This is a genomic window from Microbulbifer sp. MKSA007, assembly GCA_032615215.1.
GTDB lineage: Bacteria > Pseudomonadota > Gammaproteobacteria > Pseudomonadales > Cellvibrionaceae > Microbulbifer.
The window spans coordinates 17,727-36,564 of the sequence record CP128431.1 but is presented as its reverse complement, the minus strand read 5'-3'; the positions used below and the strand labels follow the sequence as shown (position 1 = coordinate 36,564).

Sequence of the window (18,838 nt, the reverse complement as noted above, 5' to 3'; positions counted from 1 at the left end):
CTTCTGGGGCAACCTAAACTGGTATAAACACTGCCTGATATATAACCAGTGCAGAAGGAAGTGCTCTGAATGCCGTCGATCAGTCTGGCCGTTGTTGGTTTGGGAATGGCCGCAAAACCACATCTCGAAGCGCTTGATCTTTTGAGAAATCACGTCGAGGTTGCTGGCCTTTACAACCGAACCAAAGCCAAGGCTGAGGCCGTTGCTGAAAAGTACGGCTGGACGTGTTTCGACAGCCCTGACGAGATCGCAGGCGATCCGGAGATCGATGCCGTCCTTCTGCTGACGCCGCCTGACCAACGGCATGATCTGGTGGAGCTGTTCTCCAGCGCAGGTAAGCACATCCTGACAGAAAAGCCACTGGAACGGACCTATGAGGCTGCGGCTGAACTGGTGGAGCTTTGCGATTATGCCGGCGTAAAGTACGGCGTGGTGTTCCAGCACCGGTTCCGCGAAGGGGCAAGGCAGTTGCGGGCTTTGTTAGATGAAGGCGCTCTGGGCGAAATTCATCTGGTGCGCGCGAACATCCCCTGGTGGCGGGATCAGGCTTACTATGATCAGGCAGGTCGCGGCACTTATGAAAGAGACGGTGGCGGCGTGCTCATCACGCAGGCGATCCATGTGCTGGACCTGATGCTCAGTCTCACAGGTCCGGCCAAATCTGTTCAGGCTCTTTGCGCCACGACCGGTGCGCACAAGATGGAAGCAGAAGACTTTGCCACTGCGGGTGTTGAGTTTCACAGCGGTGCTGTTGGCTCCATCATGGCAACGACAGCGACATATCCGGATGCGAAAGAAACACTGGTGTTTGATGGCTCAAAGGCGTCCGCTCATCTGGAAGGCAGCAAGCTGACGGTGACCTATCGTGACGGCTCCATCGATGTGTTTGGCGGGCGTAATGGTTCGAAGGACGGCACAGGCGGCGGGGCGAACCCTATGGCGTTTCCGTGTGACTGGCACCGGGATTTGATCGACGATTTTGCGCTCAGCATCATTGAACATCGCGATCCGAAAGTGACCGGACATGATGCCCTGATGGTTCATGCGTTGATCGAGGCAATGGAGACCTCGTCTCGCACTGGTACGCGGGCAGATGTGCGGGAAGCTGAACCTTCCAAAGCCTATATCTGAGGCACTTTCTAAGCGTATAAAAAGAAAAAGAGCAGGAGGCCGGACGAGGGCTCTCCTGCTCGGGTATTAGGCATCATCCGTGGGAGGTTTTAGCCTAAAATCTTTAACTGGCTAACTAGGCTTTTGCCCGTTTGCGCTGGCGGTATTGGTCCGCAACCACTGCAGCTACAATGATACCACCTTTCACGATGTCTTGGATGTAAGCATCAATACCAAGGAAAGTGAAACCACTCATCATTGTACCCAGAATAATGGTGCCAATGACGGTGCCTGTGATGCGACCGACGCCGCCCGCAAGACTTGTTCCGCCAATAACAGCTGCAGCGATGGCGTCAAGCTCATATGCAAGGCCCATACCGGCCTGTCCACTACCAGCACGTGCTGCAGCCACAACACCGCCCAGACCAGCCAGCAGACCTGCAAGGGTGTACACTTTGATCAGATGACGACCAACGTTGATGCCGGACACTTTTGCAGCCTGAACGTTTGCACCGGTTGCGTAGGTGAACTTGCCGTAACGGGTGAAGCGCAAGGCTATGTGGAAGATCACTGCGGCCATCAGGAAGATGATCACCGGAATGGTGCCGGAACCGAGCCACATGTATTCTTCAGAAAGCAGGCTGATTGGCTGGCCCTTGGTGTAGTAGCGTGCCAGACCGCGTGCAGTTACCATCATGCCGAGGGTCGCGATAAACGGGGGAATGGCCGTGTAGGCTATGAGCGACCCGTTTATGAACCCGGCTAAGGCCCCGACGGCGATACCTGCGAACACTGGTACGAGGAATGGCATATCCGTGAACATCGGGAAGACAGCACGGGCATAGTCGGAAGTTTGCGCAAAACTGGCGGCCACCATGGCCGAGAGGGCAAGCACCGAGCCTGAAGACAGGTCGATACCGCCGGTGATGATCACCTGTGTTACGCCGATGGCCAGAAGGCCGATGATGGAAACCTGCAGAACCATGATCAGCAGGCGCTGTGGGTTAAACAGGAAGGTATCGCCCTTCACAATCCAGCCCAGTACTTCAAAAAAGACTGCAATGCCGATCAGAACGAGGAAGATGTTGGCCTCGACCGGCAGTTTTCTAGCTGGAGCGTTGTTCTCAGCTACGTCTGTTGCATTTGCCATCTGGCAAGTCCTTTCAATCTCTGCGTCGGGCGCTTAAAGCTGCCGCGCATGAAAATTCTTAGTTGGAAGCAAGGCGCATAACGCTGACCTGATCTGCTTCAGCTCGGTCCAGAATTCCGGTGACATGTCCTTCGTGCATCACCATCACGCGGTCACTCATGCCCAGCACCTCCGGCATCTCGGAGGAGATCATGAGAACAGCAACGCCCTCACCTGCCAGTTTGGTAATGAGCTTATGGATTTCAGCCTTTGCACCCACGTCGATGCCGCGGGTTGGTTCATCCAGAATGAGGATGCGGGGTTTGGTCAGCAGCCAGCGACCGATCAGAACCTTCTGCTGGTTGCCACCAGACAGGTTCTCGATGCGCTCGTTCATGCCCGGCGTTTTCACACGCAGCGCATCACTCATTTCCTTGCAGAGCTTGGAAACAGTGCTCTCAGCGACAAAGCCGCCTTTCACGTGATCCTGACTGAGCAGAGCGATCTGCATGTTTTCCTGAATGTCGAGCATCAGGAACAGGCCGGTGTCCTTGCGGTCTTCGGTCAGCAGTGCCATGCCATGGTCCATGGCTTCAGCGGGTGTTTTGATCTCAACCGTCTCGCCAAACACGTCGATGGTGCCAGCGGTGGCTGGTGTCACACCATAGATCGTCTCTGCCACGTTGGTGCGGCCTGAGCCCACCAGACCGGCAACGCCGAGGATTTCTCCTGCCCGCAGATCAAAGCTCACGTTCTCGAATACACCGTCCAGACACAGGTCCTTCACGGAAAGAACCACGTCCCCGATCGGCACTTCCTCTTTCGGGAACATCTGGGTGATCTCGCGGCCCACCATCATGCGGATGAGCTGGTCGCTGTCCAGATTGCTGGCCAGATCTGTGCCGATGTATTTGCCATCGCGGAAGACGGACACGTCATCTGCAATCTCAAAAACTTCGTCCATCTTATGGGTGATGTAGACGATGCCTTTTCCGTCGGCCTTCAGGCTGGCAATGATCTGGAAGAGGTGTTCAACTTCACGGTCTGTCAGGGCCGAAGTTGGCTCGTCCATGATCAGAACATCGGATTCATAGGAAATTGCTTTTGCAATCTCGACCATCTGCCGGTTGGCGATGGAAAGGTCACGAACTTCAGTTTCCGGATCCAGACTGATGTTCAGTCGGTCAAACAGCTTCTGGGTGTTCTCACGCAGAGCTTTATGGTCAACAAACCCAAGCTTGGTGAGTGGCTCCCGGCGGATCCAGATGTTTTCGGCGATGGTCATGAACGGCATCAGGTTGAGTTCCTGATGGATCATGGCAACGCCTTGCTCCAGAGCATCCAGTGGCGTGTACATCTGCACTTGCTTGCCACCCAGACGGACCTCGCCACGGTCTGGCTGGTAGATGCCTGCAATGATTTTCATCAGGGTGGACTTACCCGCCCCGTTTTCTCCCATGAGGGCATGAACTGTGCCGGGTCGGATACGCAGGTTCACATCATCCAGTGCAACAACACCGGGGAACTCCTTGCGCACACTATCGACTTCTAGCAGGTACTTTTGTTGGGCTGCGGCACCCTTATTCTCACGTACCGCTTCTTGTGTGCTTAAACTCACAGTCCGTGAACTCCATTTTTCTGCTGGCAGTGTGAGGGGCTCCCGGGTGCCTGGCCCGGAAGCTTGATCACTTGGTACCTGCGCGCGGTCCTCTCGTTTGCCTGAGTTTGTCAGGCGGACGGCGCTGCAAGGCAAAAGCGGAAAGCTGTTAAAGCCTTCCGCTCAGCTGATTACTGGTCGAGGTACTCGCCCAGGTTCGCTTTGTTCACCAGCTTGAATGGGATCCAAACAATGGTGTCTACTTTTTCGCCGCGAGCCAGCTTCAGAGCAGCTTTCACGGAACCTGCGCCCTGGCCTTTTGCGTCCTGGAACACGGTTGCGAACAGCTGGCCAGCTTTCATGGAAGCCAGAGCGTCCGGAGTAGCGTCAACACCTGCAACTGCGATGTCGCTTGCTGCAATACCAGCCTGCTTCATTGCGATCAGAGCGCCCAGAGCCATTTCGTCGTTGTTTGCTGCAACAGCGTCGATTTTGGTGCCGGAAACGATCCAGTTGTTCATCAGGTCGATTGCTTCTGCGCGCTGGAAGTCAGCGGTCTGCTCTTCAACTACCTTGATGTCAGGATAGTTGCCCAGAACTTCCTTCACGCCCTGTGTACGGCCACGAGTACCGTTGGAAGCCAGTTCGCCAAGCATGATGGCAACGTTACCCTTGCCACCCATCTGCTTTGCCAGTTCTTCCATCTGCAAACGTCCGGCAACAACTTCATCAGAGCCCACGAACACAACCTTTTCAGGCAGTTCTTTGTCTTCTGGCTTACGGTTTACGTAAACGAGTGGGATACCGGCGCTGTTGGCCAGTTTGGTGATGCGTGGTGTTGCGGAAGTATCAGCCGGGTTTACGATGATTGCGTCAACGCCCTGTGCAACGAAGTTCTGCACCTGGTCGATCTGCTTGCCGATGTCACCGCGTGCGTCTTCAAACTGAATCTCAACGCCGTTGGACTTGGCTGCTTCTTCACCCATCGCGTTGCGCAGAATGGTCAAGAAGTTATCATCAAAATAAGCCATTGAAACGCCGATGTTCTCAGCCATGACGCTGGTTGTCATCATTGCCGATGCAGCAAGAGCCAGTAGAGTACGTTTCATTACTTCCTCCTCCGTGCCTTAGGTGGCACTTCTCCCAAGATTATGCTGGCGCAAGTCCCCACCTGCGCCAATTAATTTAGCGAAATCAGTCGCCTGGATACTCAGGCAGCGTTGGCTGCCTGCAATTCTTTTTTCAGGAAATCAAAGCTTGCCTGCGTGGCGTCCACCACGTTTTCAAGGGCATGCACAACTGGAGAAAATGGCTCCAGAGACACGTGGCCCGTATACCCGTTTGCAAGCATGGTTTTGATCTGAGCAGCGTTGCCCAGACGGTCCGCTTCACCCACCAGAAGACGATGATCATCCAGCATTTCAGCGATGGAAAGAGCTGGATCTTCCACGCCGGAAATGTGCATGAGGCCTGTCTGGTCAGCGAAGAATTCTGTTTCTTCAGCAAGGTGATGATGGAATGTGTCATGCACCAGCTTGAACACGCCCTCACCGTCCACATCGCGGATCGCTGCTACAGCATCCGCCTTGCGGCGCAAGGAGCACTGCGGGAAGCCGAGAGGCTCAACCAGACCGGTCACACCGGCGGTTTCCAGCAGAGGCTTGAGTTCTTTCAGCGACTGGCGCAGGTTCGCAGCCAGTTCATCATCGCTTTTGCCATAGTCATGGTCGTTGACCGGACACATGACGAGGGCCTTGGAGCCACTACGCTCAGCAAAGCCGATCAGTTCGTTTGCTTCAGCAAGACGAACCTCTGACCACTCGTTGAACCGTTGAAGTGCATTGATGCTGATGATTTCGACACCGTGCTTAACAGCCAGTGCCTTGACGTCTTCCGCTGGCGTGTTCAGTTCGAACGGATTGCCAGCAATGTCATTGCGGATTTCTACGGCATTGATCCCCATGGAAGCTGCCATTCCAAAAAACGCGTCCAACGTCATTTGAGGTGCCAGCATGTGGTTCAATGCGAAGTTGATGTTTCCCGACAAACGACTTCTCCCAATGTCCGATGTATAAACATCAATTTGATCTGCTAAAGATGATATGTAAGTAATGGTACCTGTCAATTTAGAGTCTGAAATTACTGATAAAATCGGATTCAGAGAACGAATATTCCATGAATTCAATATTTTGGAAGGTTTGCTCTCCCGAAGTCAAAATGTGAATTTCGGCGTAAAGATTGATGTGTTTGATGGTTTAACAATCAAAGGTGATATATATGAGGCGGGGCAGCTGGCAGAATCCGAGCGTGTTGGACATCGCAAACAAGGCAGGAGTTTCCACCGCGACAGTTGACCGTGTCCTCAATAAACGGGGTGGAGTTTCCAAGAGGAAGGTGGAGCTGGTTCACAAGGCTCTGAACGAGCTGCGTGCGCCGGAAGAGGTTGTCTCAGAAACAGTTTCTCCGATAACAGTTGGACTGCTGGTGGATTCCGGAACGAGCTTCATTGAGGAGCTTCTGGAGCTGGTGGAGCGCCGGTATGGGGATGATCCGAATGTGCGCTTCAAGTGCTTCACATCCCACACCAAGGACTTTGAGCCGAGTGTGTTTTCTGAGCAGATGATTGCCTGGGCGCGCAAGTATGACGGCATCATCATCGCAGTGCGCGAACACCCTGCGATCACCCGTGCTATTGAAGAAATCAGCGAAAATGGAACGCCTGTTATATGTCTGACCACGGACCAGGAGAGCCCTAAACACCTTGGTTACGTTGGGATGGATCAGATTGCAGCTGGTCTTTGCGCCGCGCAGTTGCTTGGTAAACTTTCAGGTGACCGGTCTGGCGAAATCTTCCTTGCGACCAGCGCACACTACCGCTGTCAGGAGGGGCGTGAGACCGGGTTCCGCCGCCTGTTACGCAAGGAGTACCCGAACCTCACCATCTCAGAGATCATCAACTCCAATGATGATGCGGAGACGGTTTACAAGCTTTTCAAAAGCAGACTGGATGAAGGGGCCAAGCCGCTTGGCGTCTATAACGTGGCTGGCGGAAACACGGGCATTGCCAAGGCGATCCGTGAGCTGGGTTTACCCATTGCCTTTATTGGCCACGAGCTCAATGAGAACTCCCGCAGGCTGCTGGAGAATGGCCAGATGGACTTCGTGATTACCCATGATATGGAAACTGAGCTCAAGCGCTGTATTAAGCTCATTAGGCGGCAAAAAGATTTTCCTGATGGAAATCAACCAGAATACGAGCTTTTGCCACCTGTTTTGAAGACACGCTTCAATATCTGATGGAATATTTATGCAGATATTTGGATGAATTGAGCCAATATTCCAAACTATGAAATAAACATTCCAACGTAATTGGTCTTCAGAAAGGGCAGAATTACGCCAAAACACCTTAGGTATTCAATCTTAAGGGCTCTTCTGAGGCTGCTCAGGTCGCCGCATCATGTCAGGGCAATTGGCAAAGTGCGATCCGTAGTAGCGCTATACGTAGTAACTCTGATGTTATTCACATCAAAAATGAGGCGTCCGCTCAGTCAGTTTAGCTCTGACATGTGAAGAACGGATGTGTTTGCAGCGATCGCACATGGGGTCAGAGAGCTGAAGTCGCTTCTCTCTTTAAAAGAAAGAAGCTCCAATTGAATTCGCGGGCTTAATCTATCTTCCAGTTACGCTTCGCGAGGTTGGACGTGTCCCCTTCTTTACACGTGCGCCCCTCATTTCTTACCGATTGCAAACAGCTCCCCTTATTCCTTAGGCTCATTCATCAATGATATGACGTTTACGTCATGGACTCTCTTTTTCTTATTTGCTAAACGTTCAACAATTAACTTGAGTGAATGTTGGCTGGCTTTGGAAAAGAAAAAGACACAGGCAGAACGGCGTGAGGAATCTGAACGCAAGCTCTTTGATGCGCTGGTGACCATCATCAATGAGGATGGCATTCAGATGGCGACCTGCGAGAGTATTGGTCTGAAGGCCGGCTATAGCCGCGGCCTCACCATTCAACGGCTCGGCAAGAAAGACGAGATGTTCGTCAAGCTGATCGACCGCATGGTGAGCGAAACGGAGGAGCACATCACCAGCCAGATACCGGCGGAGACAGATGCCCGGGAGGCAATCCGGCGGTACATCGACATTCACTTTGATGATTTGCAGAATAAGCCCAGTTATCAGGCCTACTTTGCGCTGATGGCGGGCAGCGTCACAGACTATGCCCTTTTGGGAGATGCGGTGACGCGCGCACATGATTTCGTCAAGCGCCTGCTTGTCTCTTATCTGGAGCGCGGCAAGGCGGAAGGTGCGTTTCCAAAGGATCTGGATTCCGGCATTCAGGCCGTTTCCATCGGAAGTTACTTGCTTGGGGTCGCGTTGCAGCAAAAGCTGCATCCAAGCCTCGATATCACTCTGCTGAAACCGGCAGCGTATTCATTGATACCATCATTGCCTGATTAATAATAAGCGCCACTACAAGCGCACCATGAGGAGAACAGGCTTCGTATTTTAAAACACAGCGCACAACGCGCTGATCAACCTATGACTTGGGAGGGGAATATGGTTGGAACACATACTGGAGTACCGGCAGGTGCTATGAATTTTGATATGCTCGTGAACCATCTGCAGAAGGTGGACACAGGCATTCCTTTGTTTAAAGACCTTGGCGGTCGTGCCTTCAGCAACCCGCAGTTTGCAACGCGCACCCGCCAGTTTGCCAAGGGCCTGCAAGACATGGGCCTTGAGCCCGGCGCCCGCGTTGCCATTCTCAGCCTCAACTCGGTTGAGTATGTGGAAGCCATGATCGGCACCATGATTGCAGGCATGATCTCCGTTCCGCTCAACATCCGCTGGTCCGCTGAAGAGATGCTTTATGCCATCGGCCATTCCAGCATGTCCGCGATCGTTTATGATGACACCTTCGCGCCTATGGTTGCTGCGATCAAAGAGCGCGCGGAAAGCCTGAAGCATTTCATCCATGTGGGAGAGAAGGAACAGCCGGAAGGCACCAAAGCCTATGCGGACTGCCTGAGCGAGCCGATTGAGCTGGAGCTGGGCCGCGATGTGGAGACCGAGTGTTTCATGAGCTACACCGGCGGCACCACCGGCTTCCCGAAGGGCGTGGTTCACACCCACAAATCCATGTTGGCCAGTGCGAACGTTGTGGCGGCCAATGGCATTCCCTATCATGACCGCTCAGCGCTGATGGTGATGCCGCTGTTCCACCTGTCCGGCTACGGCCTGCTGCTGGCGCGCCTCATCCAAAACAAGCCATCTTTGATCGTGCCGATGTTCCGTCCGGACATTGTGGTGGCTGCGGTCAAGAACTTCGATGTCTCGTCCTTCCTCATGGCACCTGCCATGTTCCAGATGCTGATCCACTCACCAGAGTTCAAGTCAGAGGACTTCCTGCGTGTGGCACAGATCGTCTACGGTGCCTCTCCGATCTCCGAAGGCCTGTTGAAGCTGGTGCAGGAGAAGTTCCCGAAGACGGAGCTCACGCAGGTCTACGGTATGACCGAGGCTGGCGCGGGCACCTTCCTGCATCCTCAGTTCCACAGTGGTGATCTGATGAAAATGGGCGCAGCCGGTCAGGCCGCCTCCCCGCTTATTCAGCTGCGTATTGAAGATGATGAAGGCAATGAGTTGCCGCCGAACACCATTGGTGAGGTGGTGTTCTACTCCCCTGCCGTGATGTGCCGCTACTACGATGCGCCAGAACAGACAGCAGCTGTGCTGAAGAACGGCGGGTACCGCACCGGCGATGTGGGCATGCTGGATGAGATGGGCATCCTCTCGCTGAAAGACCGCAAGAAGGACATGATCATTACAGGTGCAGAGAATGTGTACACCGCCGAGGTGGAAAGCGCGATCTCCACGCACCCGGATGTCTCTATGGTGGCGGTCATCGGCATTCCTGATGAAACCTACGGCGAGGCCGTGCATGCGGTGATTGTGCCGAAGGAAGGCAAGACCCCAACCTTTGAAGAGATCCGCGCCCACACAAAAGAGCGCATTGCTGGCTACAAATGCCCGCGCTCCATTTCGCTGGTGGAAGAGCTGCCGCTCTCTGCCATGAACAAAGTTTTGAAGAACAAACTCCGCGAGCCGTTCTGGGAGAAGCACGACCGCGAGATTGCCTGAGTTCAGTCGGGGCGACGCGGTTGCCCCGGCCTTAAACCCTTATTTCAAGATAAGACACGGTAGATAAACATGGCGACGACAGCATACGTCTATGATGCGATCCGCACTCCGCGTTCCAAAGGAAAGCCGGACGGGTCCCTCAACGAAGTCAAACCAATCAATCTGGTGACCACACTGCTGGATGAAATGCAAAGCCGGCACGACCTCGACACCTCCCGGGTGGATGATGTTGTCATGGGCTGTGTGACACCAGTGCGCGAACAGGGCGCTGTTCTGCCAAAGATCGCTTTGCAAAAAGCAGGCTGGGATCAGACCGTGGCGGGGGCGCAGGTGAACCGCTTCTGTGCGTCTGGTCTGGACACCTTCAACTCTGCCGCAGCGCGCATCGCATCCGGCTGGGAAGACATGATCTGCGCAGGCGGCTATGAAAGCATGAGCCGCGTGCCTATGGGTACCGATGGTGGCCCGTTCAGCGAAGACCCTGAAACTGTGCTTGCTACCGGCTTCGTGCCACAGGGGATCGGTGCAGACCTGATCGCCACTATTGAGGGCTGGAGCCGCGATGATGTGGATGCAGCCGCTGTCGCCAGCCAGCAGCGTGCAGCACATGCCCGTGATAACGGTTGGTTCGACAAGTCCGTTGTGCCGGTGAAGGATGAGAACGGCATCATCGTTCTGGAAAAAGACGACTTCATCAAGCCAAACACGGATATGCAGGCGCTGGGTGCTCTGCGCCCGAGTTTTGAAAAGCATGGTGCCATGGGCTTTGATGCGGTGGCACTGGCCCGCTATCCTGAAGTTGAAAAGATCAATCACGTCCACACACCGGGCAACTCTTCCGGCATCGTGGACGGGGCCTCGCTGATCCTGCTTGGCAGCGAACAGGTTGGTAAGGACATGGGCCTGACCCCACGCGCTCGCGTGCTCTCAGTAGCAGTCACAGCATCAGACCCAACCATCATGCTCACCGGACCGGGACCAGCTTCCAAGAAGGCACTCGCCAAGGCTGGCCTGACCATCGATGACATTGATCTGGTTGAGATCAACGAAGCCTTCGCCTCTGTGATGATGCGTCTACAGAAGGACCTCAACGTGCCAGATGAAAAGCTGAACGTTGTTGGTGGTGCGATCGCCATGGGTCACCCACTGGGCGCAACCGGCGGCATGCTGGTGTCCACCATGATCGACGAACTGGAGCGCCGTAACCAGAAGCGGGCGCTGATCACCATGTGTGTCGGCGGCGGCATGGGCATCGCGTCCATCATCGAGCGCGTATAACGGGGAAGACCATGTCTGAATATATCTACGAAAAAGACGCCAGCGGCATTGTTACGATCACGTTTGACTCACAGGGCAAGTCCGCAAACACCATGACCCGCGCCTGGTTTGAGGGCATGAAAGAGCTGATGGCCAAGCTCTCCGCTGAAGACGGCCTCACCGGTGTTGTTATCGCCTCTGCTAAGAAGACCTTCTTCGCGGGTGGTGATCTGGAAGAGATGCTTCACGGCAGCATGGACCCGGAAGACATCTTTGCCTACGTGGAAGAGATGAAAGCCCCCCTGCGCCAGCTGGAAAAACTGCCGGTGCCAGTGGTTGCGGCCATCAATGGAGCGGCTCTTGGTGGTGGCTTTGAGATCTGTCTTGCCTGTAACCACCGCGTTCTGCTCAACTCACCAAAGGCTGTTGTCGGCCTGCCAGAAGCAACCCTTGGCCTGTTGCCGGGTGCTGGCGGCGTGGTGCGCCTCACTGCCAAGCTGGGTCTGGAAGCAGCTCTGCCTCTGTTGGCTGAAGGCAAACAGCTGCGTCAGGAAAAGGCGCTGAAAGCCGGACTGGTGGAAGAGCTGGTGGATACACCGGAAGAGCTGATCCCAGCTGCAAAAGCGTGGATCAAAGCCAACCCAGAGGCTGCCGCGCAGCCGTGGGACCAAAAAGGCTTCCGCTATCCGGGCGGCAATGCAGACAGCGCCAATGTGCGCATGGTGGCAGCCATGGCACCAACCATGCTGTACAACAAAACACGCGGCCTGATGCCTGCACCGGAAAAGGTGATGGACATTGCCGTCAACTCCATGCGCATGGGTTTTGACAGCGCGCTGCGCAACGAAAGCCGCGGTTTTGCAGCCCTGCTGCGCTCCACTGAGGCTCGCGCTGCGATCACCACCTTCTTCTTTGGCATGCAGGCGATCAAGTCTGGCAAAGTCCGCCCACAAGGGGATGCGTGGAAAGCGGGAAGCTCTGCGATCCTTGGTGCAGGCATGATGGGCTCAGGCATCGCCTGGGCACACGCCAGCCGCGGCCTGCCAACTGCACTGAAGGACATGAGCCTTGAGAATGCTGAGAAAGGCAAAGGCTATTCCGTCAAACTGGCGGACAAAGCCATCAAACGTGGCCGTATGGATGAAGCCAAGAAGGACGCTCTGCTGAGCTGCATCACGCCAACGGACAGTGATGAGACCTTTGCAGGCACGGACATCATCATCGAGGCAGTGTTCGAGGATATCTCTTTGAAAGAGAAGGTTATCCCTGAAACCTACAAGCAGCTGCCCGACACCGGCATCTACGGTTCCAACACGTCCACTCTGCCAATCTCCATTCTGGCAGAAAGCTGCCCGGATCCGACCCGCTTTATCGGCCTGCACTTCTTCTCGCCGGTCGATAAGATGAAGATCGTGGAGATCATCGTTGGCGACAAAACCAGCGAAGAGACCCTACGCAAGGCCTATGATTACGTGCAGCAGATCGGCTATCTGCCTATCGTGGTCAACGACAAGCGTGGCTTCTTCACCAGCCGTGTGTTTGGCACCTATCTGGATGAAGGTCTGGCTCTTATGCGGGATGGCATGAGCCCGGTTGCCATTGAACGCGCTGCGTGGAAAATCGGCATGCCGGTTGGCCCGCTGGCCGTGCATGACGAAGTCTCCATGGTGCTGACCAAGAAGATCCACGAGACCCACATCGCGCTAGATGCACGTCTAGGCGTTGAAAACGGGTTCCCGGCAGATGACAGCTCCAACGTGAAGGTTGGCCAGTCCATGGTGAACATGGGCCGTGGTGGTCGTCACTATGGCGGTGGCTTCTACGAGTATGCCGAGGATGGCACCAAGAAGCTCTGGGATGGTCTTGCCCAGTTCAAGGAGCGGGATCTGAACGTATCCATGCAAGATGCAGAAGACCGCATGATGTACCGTCAGGCCATCGAGACTCTGCGCTGTCTGGATGAAGGCGTGCTGCGCACGGAAGTGGAAGCCAACATCGGCTCCATCTTCGCCATTGGCTTCCCGGCCCACACCGGCGGTGCCCTCCAGTTCATCCACGGCGTTGGTCTTGATGCCTTCAAGAAACGCGCTGACGAACTGGCTGCAGCGTATGGCCCACGCTTTGAAGTGACCGAAAGCGCGCTCAACAAACTGCGCAGCGAAAAACTCGCCGCTGCCTGAGTTGTAGCCATCTAAACCAAAAGCCCGCGATGCAACTGTGTCGCGGGCTTTTTTGTGCGTGCTCGCCAGCTTCTCTGCTGTGCACCCCAGTTTTACTGATAAAAATACTACATGATTTTCAGGTTAGCTTCAGGCTCATAAGGAAGAAGGGCTTTGGAGGTGGAGTGATTGTCTGAAGGCTGCTGAACCGTAGGGAAACTGCATTGGCGTTTCCGCTGTTCTGCTGCTCAAGACTCTCTAATCCTCATCATAACAAAAAGCGAAGTAACCTGATCATGAGGCAGCTGATGATTGACAGAGCCGTCACACCAGCCCGTATTGCCATTGTTGTTTTCATTATAATATTTGCTGCCACCCTCGCCCGTTTTTATGGCGCTGCCCTGCTTGGTCTCGGCGTGGATGAAAGCTACATGGTTGCCATAGCGCGCCATCCCTCTCTCAGCTATTTCGATCACCCGCCGCTGACCTTCTGGATCATTCACGCAACATCATGGCTGACAGGCTCAGAAGCAGGCTTCGTGCTCCGCTTTCCCTTCATCGCCATGTCGGTGCTCTCCACCCTGCTGCTGTATCAGCTGACCTCCCGCTTTTACGGTGCAAAGGCTGGCGCCTGGGCGATTGCATGGTTTTCCATCTCGCCGTTCTTTCTCCTCTCCGCAGGCAGCTGGATTGTCCCCGATGGGCCGATGATGCTCTTTCTGCTGATTGCGGCCAGCCTGCTGACCCCGCTTCTGAACCCAAACACACGCCACATAAGCGATGCCCGTTGGATTGCTGTCGGACTGGCATTTGGCTTGGCACTGCTCTCCAAGTACATGGCAGTTTTGACTGGAGTGGGTGCCTTGCTGTTCCTACTCACGGACCGGGAGCTCCGCCCCCTCCTCCGCACCCGTGGCCCTTATATTGCCAGTGCCGTCGCTTTTCTGGTCTTTAGCCCTGTCATCTGGTGGAATGCCATGAACGGCTGGCAGTCATTCGGGTTCCAGCTTTCCCGCTCGGTGACGTCTAGCGGTTTCGACCTTCCCGTCCACCTTCTCAACTCCGGGCGCATGCTTCTGGGGCAGCTGGCCTATCTGCAACCCGTGACACTGGTCGTGTGCCTGTGGCTTGTGGTGCGGTTCTTCCGTGCTGGAGAAAAAACAGCGGCGGACCGGTACTTCCTATGCCTCGCGCTTTTCCCAATCATTGTGTTCAACGCAGTCGCCTTGCTTTCCCGAAACACGCTACCCCACTGGCCCATGGCCGGATACCTGTTCCTCTTCCCGCTTTTGGGCAGTTGGTTTGCAAAGCTCAAGCCGTCGGGCATTGTCATTGCCAAACGCGCCTTCATAGCGTCAGCCGCTCTTATCCTGACCGTCGTTGTGCTTGGAGGGCTGCATTTCAAAACAGGACTTCTGACACGACCACTCGGCTCCCCTCCACCACGTTGGGATGAGACCATTCGTGCCATGGATTGGTTTGATGCAAAGGACGCTCTGATCAGCCGCGGTCTGCTGCAGGACGGGGAGCCAACCCCGCTATACACCCTCAACTGGATCGATGGTGCCAAGATATCCTATGCTCTTGGCAGGCTGGCGGATGTGCGCGTTCTGGGAAGTGACCCGCGCCACTTCGGGCTCCTGCCGAAGCCAGCCCAAAACAGCAACGTACTTGTGGCAGGCCTGCTGCCCTATGATGACTGGGAAACGCGCATGAACCGCGTTCGTGCGTCCCTCGCTGGATCATTCTGTGAGATCACCCAGCACGAGCCGATAACAATCAATCGAGGTGGCATGCCTTATCGGGCACTCTTCCTACTCTCTGGCTCGTCTTGCTGAGATGGTGGGTTCTCTTCAGGTTTTTCAGGCTTGTAATCCTTGTTGGTGAGGGCCTGATAAAATGGCTTGCTCCGAAGCATTTTTCGGTTTTCTTCGAGCTGCTCTTCATCATCCACGCCAACACCGCGTGAGCCTTCTTCATTACGGAAGGTTGCAAAGCTCAGACCTTCGAGGCTGGCATCGGAATCCGGGTTCTTGCCCGGTTGAATGCCAGCGGCTGCAAGTTCCTGTTCCAGCAGTTTTAAAAAGAAGCCGAAGTCCTCAGCGCCATCAGGATAACTTGTGTCCTTGGTGTACGGATAAAGCGTGATCTGTGCACCCTGGGTGACGCGATCGAAGTACGCTTTTTGCTCTGCCAGCTTGGCTTTGGCCTCAGGCGTGTCAGCAGAATACTGCTTCTCATCATCTTTAAAGGCCGCCACCGCTCCGTCCATGTTGGTGACTTTGAACGAAAGGAAAGGATTATCTGGCGAGAGCAAAAGGGGTGTCAGAACGTTACCGGCTTGCTCCAGCTGACCCATCTGGACGCTCAAGTGGATCTTGTTTCCGGCTTTCTCGTATTCGCCGCTATCAAGAACAGACTTGCCATCCTCGCCCAGAGGCTCAAACTGGGTAAAGATTCCATCACGGTCAGCATTGTTGATCCGGTGGTCTGGGTTTTTGAGCAACTCTCTTTGAGCCGCTATTTTTTCCCTGCTCTGTGCGTAGGCTTCTTTATCCGTGTACGGGATCTTGCGCTGCTCCTCATACAATCTATTCAGTTCAGTCAGTATTTCCTGTGCCCCAGCTACCGAGTTGTCGCCGGTATAAGCTTTAACCGTGATTTCCTTGCGCGGCTTTTGAGTTTCCTTTGATGGTTTTTCCTTGAGTATCCGCTCCAGCGTATCCAGATAGGTATGCAGTGTTACAAAGGTATCCCGGCTGGCTTTGATTTCACCAGCTTTCAGCTGTGCCTCTGCTTTATCTGCATTGGTTTTGACGAACTCGGCGAAACGAGGAGCTTCTCTCTGTCGTTGTTCAGAAAATCCTTCCAGATCAAAGCTGTTGAGGAACTTCAAACGGGCTCGAATGTCTGCCAGTTCCTGTTTTCGGTGTAGCAGTATACATGCAGAGTCAACACCGCGGGCATAGATCTTTTCGACTTCCTTCATCGTCAGGGTTGCATTGTCCAAAGAGTTGATAGCACCGGAAACATCTTGCTGCTTGTTCAGGTCGCTGGCCTTGTCCAGAAATTCTGCGGTGGATTTGACGAATTTGTCGAAGACCTCCAGATCATTCACATCCTTGAAGATGTTCCGGCGCTTTTTGTAGGCCTCGAACTTAGTCTGTGCTTTTTTGATCTCTGGTGTGAGATCTAGGATCTGCGTCTCAGGAGGTGTCGTGTCCTGAGTAGGCACATCAGGCTCCAGTGAGATGCCGTTGCCCTGTGGTCTTTCCAGGTGGTTCGTATCATCACCATTGGAACCACCCCTAGCACTCGCTTCCTCCTGATTGATGTGCAGGAGCTTTGACACCGCGTTGATCCACTTCACCACTTTCGGGTCACTGGAGGTTTTGTCTTGTTCCTTCTTCGTCTTAGGCATCCATGAGCTCCATGTCACTTCCGGGACTGCTCTTATTCTGGAGTACTCTGCGGTTTTCCCAAATAACGGGATGGTTTCAGGGCGAACGGTGCGTCAATGGAATCGATAAAATCTCAGGGTAACTGGAACACGTCGAGCGATATGATGGTAACTCATTGCAATATAAGAGTTATTGCATGAGGTGCGCGCGTGGAGGTGATAAACGATCAGTCTAACTGGTCCCTCAGTATTTACATTTACTGGTTCTTTCGAAGTGCCAATCGAGCTCTTAGTGTGCCTGCCAGAAGCAAAGGTGGCTCAGATCAAGTGAGTTTGATCAGCGCCTGCTTTTCAAACACGATTATTTGAGGTGCCCGCGCATGTCTCGCACTCTGACATTTGTCGTTTACTTACTGGCCGTGCTGCTGCAAGCGGGAGCTTACGGCCTGACCTTCATGCTCCCACGGCTGTTCGCCACATTCGGTGCCAATGAGAAAGCCGTCGGCCTCATCCTGCTGGTGGCGACCGTTTCCACGTTGATCGCCGTGTACTTCTCCGGGCATCTGTCAGACTGGTTTGGCCGCGTGATCACCCTCGGGCTCGCCTGCCTTGCCATCGCCGCCGCTCTTGCGCTGTTTGCTGTGGCGGATGGAGTGAACGCAATGGTCGTTCTCGCCAGCTTGTTGCTGGGTGCGGGGTGGGGCCTCACCTATGCATTGGCCCCTGTTGTTCTAACCCGGCTCGTCACGGCGGACGAGCGTATCCGTTACTTCGCCTTGCACTCGGTGGTTCTGATGGCCGGCTTCGGGCTCTCGCCTGTCATGGCATCCCAGATTGAAGCCGCAGGTGGCACCATTGCGGATGCGTTTCTCATCACCTCCGGCCTGTGTGTTCTCAGTGCCCTGCTGTTTTTTGTGTTGGTTGGGCCAGTGCGCCAACATGCCATCAATCCGGGGCCGGAGGCCAGATCCCGCCTCAGCCTTGGCTATGTGGGCAGCATTTTGAAGGGCAAAGCAGTTCTGCCGATTATCATGGTGTGCCTCGGAGCCAGCGTGTTTGCGGGCATGAACAACTTCCAGACGGTATTTGCAGATGCCAGAGGGCTCGACTACGCCCACTTCTTCCTCGCCTACACCATCACCGTTGTCATCTGCCGTGTGGTGCTGGCCAAGTTCAAAGGCGGTACGCAGCCCTATATGACCATCGCCGCCCTGCAATATGTGATGGCTGGCAGCGTCTTGCTCTTTGCGTTTTCCGGCGCCAGCGTTCCGGCCTATATCGTGGTCGCGATCCTGTTTGGGGTTGGATACGGCGCGTCTTATCCGGTGCTGGCAGCTATGGCCGCCAATGATGCGCAGGAAGATCTGGTGCCGCAAACCTTGCAGCTGTTCGCGCTGACTTACTTCATCGGCATCTTCGGATTTCCGCTGATTGCAGGTTGGATGATCGTGGAACTAGGCACGGCCCCGCTGCTCTACCTCATCGTTGCCCTCGCCGCCCTGGAAGCCACCATGGCCCTGCGCCGCGCCCAAAACGATCAGGCCTCCCTCACCCTTGCCGCCGACAAAGCAGCTTAATCAACTGCGCTTTGTGAAACAAAAAAACAGCTCGCGATGGAGGCTTGCGAGCTGTTTTAAAGCAAACGATTTAGATTAGATTCTGGTTTAATCGTCATCTCTGCTTGGTATGAATTTCAAATATAAATACAATAAGTTACGAACTATACATTCGAGTATTCCCTTCCCCCCATAACTGTTAAATCAATGCTGAATCTGGTTTGGGCGGCTCTATCGAAGAGGTCAGCTATGGCCTTGGCCGTGCCCGCATCATCTCTTCACTGAACTTACCCAAGCTCAGAATAAATCGGCTGATGTGTGACCTGCATTATGGCCACGAAACACAGTGATTGCTTAGAAAATGTAATCAGCCTGAGGCCATGCTAGGGAAAGCCAGAGGTGCAAAACATTCCTCAAATGGGGGCTTGTTAAAGAAAAAGGCTCAGCCTTCGCGCGCGCTCAAAAGAGAGGCATGTGATC

General features: G+C 54.5%; 13 protein-coding genes. 8 read left to right on the top strand and 5 right to left on the bottom strand.

Annotation, left to right across the window (positions count from 1 at the left end):
* Positions 1–69: 69 nt before the first annotated feature.
* Positions 70–1,131, top strand: a complete 1,062-nt coding sequence (locus QT397_00145; GenBank protein ID WNZ53823.1) for a Gfo/Idh/MocA family oxidoreductase — start codon at positions 70–72, stop codon at positions 1,129–1,131.
* A gap of 115 nt (positions 1,132–1,246) precedes the next feature.
* Here the strand turns inward: QT397_00145 and QT397_00140 are convergent, their stop codons facing one another.
* From QT397_00140 to QT397_00125, 4 genes are all read right to left on the bottom strand, one after another.
* Positions 1,247–2,260 (bottom strand): ABC transporter permease, encoded by a 1,014-nt coding sequence (locus tag QT397_00140; GenBank protein WNZ53822.1) that lies wholly within the window; start codon positions 2,258–2,260, stop codon positions 1,247–1,249.
* Positions 2,261–2,318: 58 nt separating this feature from the next.
* A complete protein-coding gene (locus tag QT397_00135) occupies positions 2,319–3,857 on the bottom strand; it encodes a sugar ABC transporter ATP-binding protein (GenBank protein WNZ53821.1) in 1,539 nt (512 codons plus the stop codon).
* Between the two features lie 170 nt (positions 3,858–4,027).
* Positions 4,028–4,945, bottom strand: a complete 918-nt coding sequence (locus QT397_00130; protein ID WNZ53820.1) for a sugar ABC transporter substrate-binding protein — start codon at positions 4,943–4,945, stop codon at positions 4,028–4,030.
* A gap of 101 nt (positions 4,946–5,046) precedes the next feature.
* Positions 5,047–5,850 carry a TIM barrel protein gene (locus QT397_00125; GenBank protein ID WNZ53963.1) on the bottom strand — a complete coding sequence of 268 codons (804 nt, stop codon included), beginning with the start codon at positions 5,848–5,850 and terminating at the stop codon, positions 5,047–5,049.
* A 263-nt stretch (positions 5,851–6,113) separates the two neighbouring features.
* Here QT397_00125 and QT397_00120 point away from each other — a divergent pair, with 263 nt between their 5' ends.
* The 6 genes from QT397_00120 to QT397_00095 all read left to right on the top strand — a co-directional run bounded on the left by QT397_00120 (position 6,114) and on the right by QT397_00095 (position 15,240).
* The gene (locus QT397_00120) at positions 6,114–7,133 is read left to right on the top strand and encodes a LacI family DNA-binding transcriptional regulator (protein WNZ53962.1); all 1,020 of its coding nucleotides are present in this window, start codon (positions 6,114–6,116) and stop codon (positions 7,131–7,133) included.
* Positions 7,134–7,700: 567 nt separating this feature from the next.
* On the top strand, positions 7,701–8,303 hold the full coding sequence (locus tag QT397_00115; protein ID WNZ53819.1) for a TetR/AcrR family transcriptional regulator: 603 nt from the start codon (positions 7,701–7,703) through the stop codon (positions 8,301–8,303).
* Between the two features lie 135 nt (positions 8,304–8,438).
* Complete coding sequence (locus tag QT397_00110) at positions 8,439–9,986, top strand: AMP-binding protein (protein ID WNZ53818.1); 1,548 nt, start codon at positions 8,439–8,441, stop codon at positions 9,984–9,986.
* Between the two features lie 69 nt (positions 9,987–10,055).
* Positions 10,056–11,264: an acetyl-CoA C-acetyltransferase gene (locus QT397_00105; protein ID WNZ53817.1), complete on the top strand. Its 1,209-nt coding sequence runs from the start codon at positions 10,056–10,058 to the stop codon at positions 11,262–11,264.
* An 11-nt stretch (positions 11,265–11,275) separates the two neighbouring features.
* Positions 11,276–13,423: a 3-hydroxyacyl-CoA dehydrogenase NAD-binding domain-containing protein gene (locus tag QT397_00100; protein WNZ53816.1), complete on the top strand. Its 2,148-nt coding sequence runs from the start codon at positions 11,276–11,278 to the stop codon at positions 13,421–13,423.
* A gap of 287 nt (positions 13,424–13,710) precedes the next feature.
* A complete protein-coding gene (locus tag QT397_00095; GenBank protein WNZ53815.1) occupies positions 13,711–15,240 on the top strand; it encodes a glycosyltransferase family 39 protein in 1,530 nt (509 codons plus the stop codon).
* Here the strand turns inward: QT397_00095 and QT397_00090 are convergent.
* Complete coding sequence (locus QT397_00090) at positions 15,201–16,823, bottom strand: hypothetical protein (protein ID WNZ53814.1); 1,623 nt, start codon at positions 16,821–16,823, stop codon at positions 15,201–15,203. The two genes, QT397_00095 and QT397_00090, sit on opposite strands and share 40 nt — an antisense overlap.
* Positions 16,824–17,182: 359 nt before the next feature.
* Between QT397_00090 and QT397_00085 the strand changes: the two genes are divergently transcribed.
* A complete protein-coding gene (locus tag QT397_00085) occupies positions 17,183–18,379 on the top strand; it encodes an MFS transporter (protein ID WNZ53813.1) in 1,197 nt (398 codons plus the stop codon).
* The last annotated feature ends 459 nt before the right edge of the window (positions 18,380–18,838 follow it).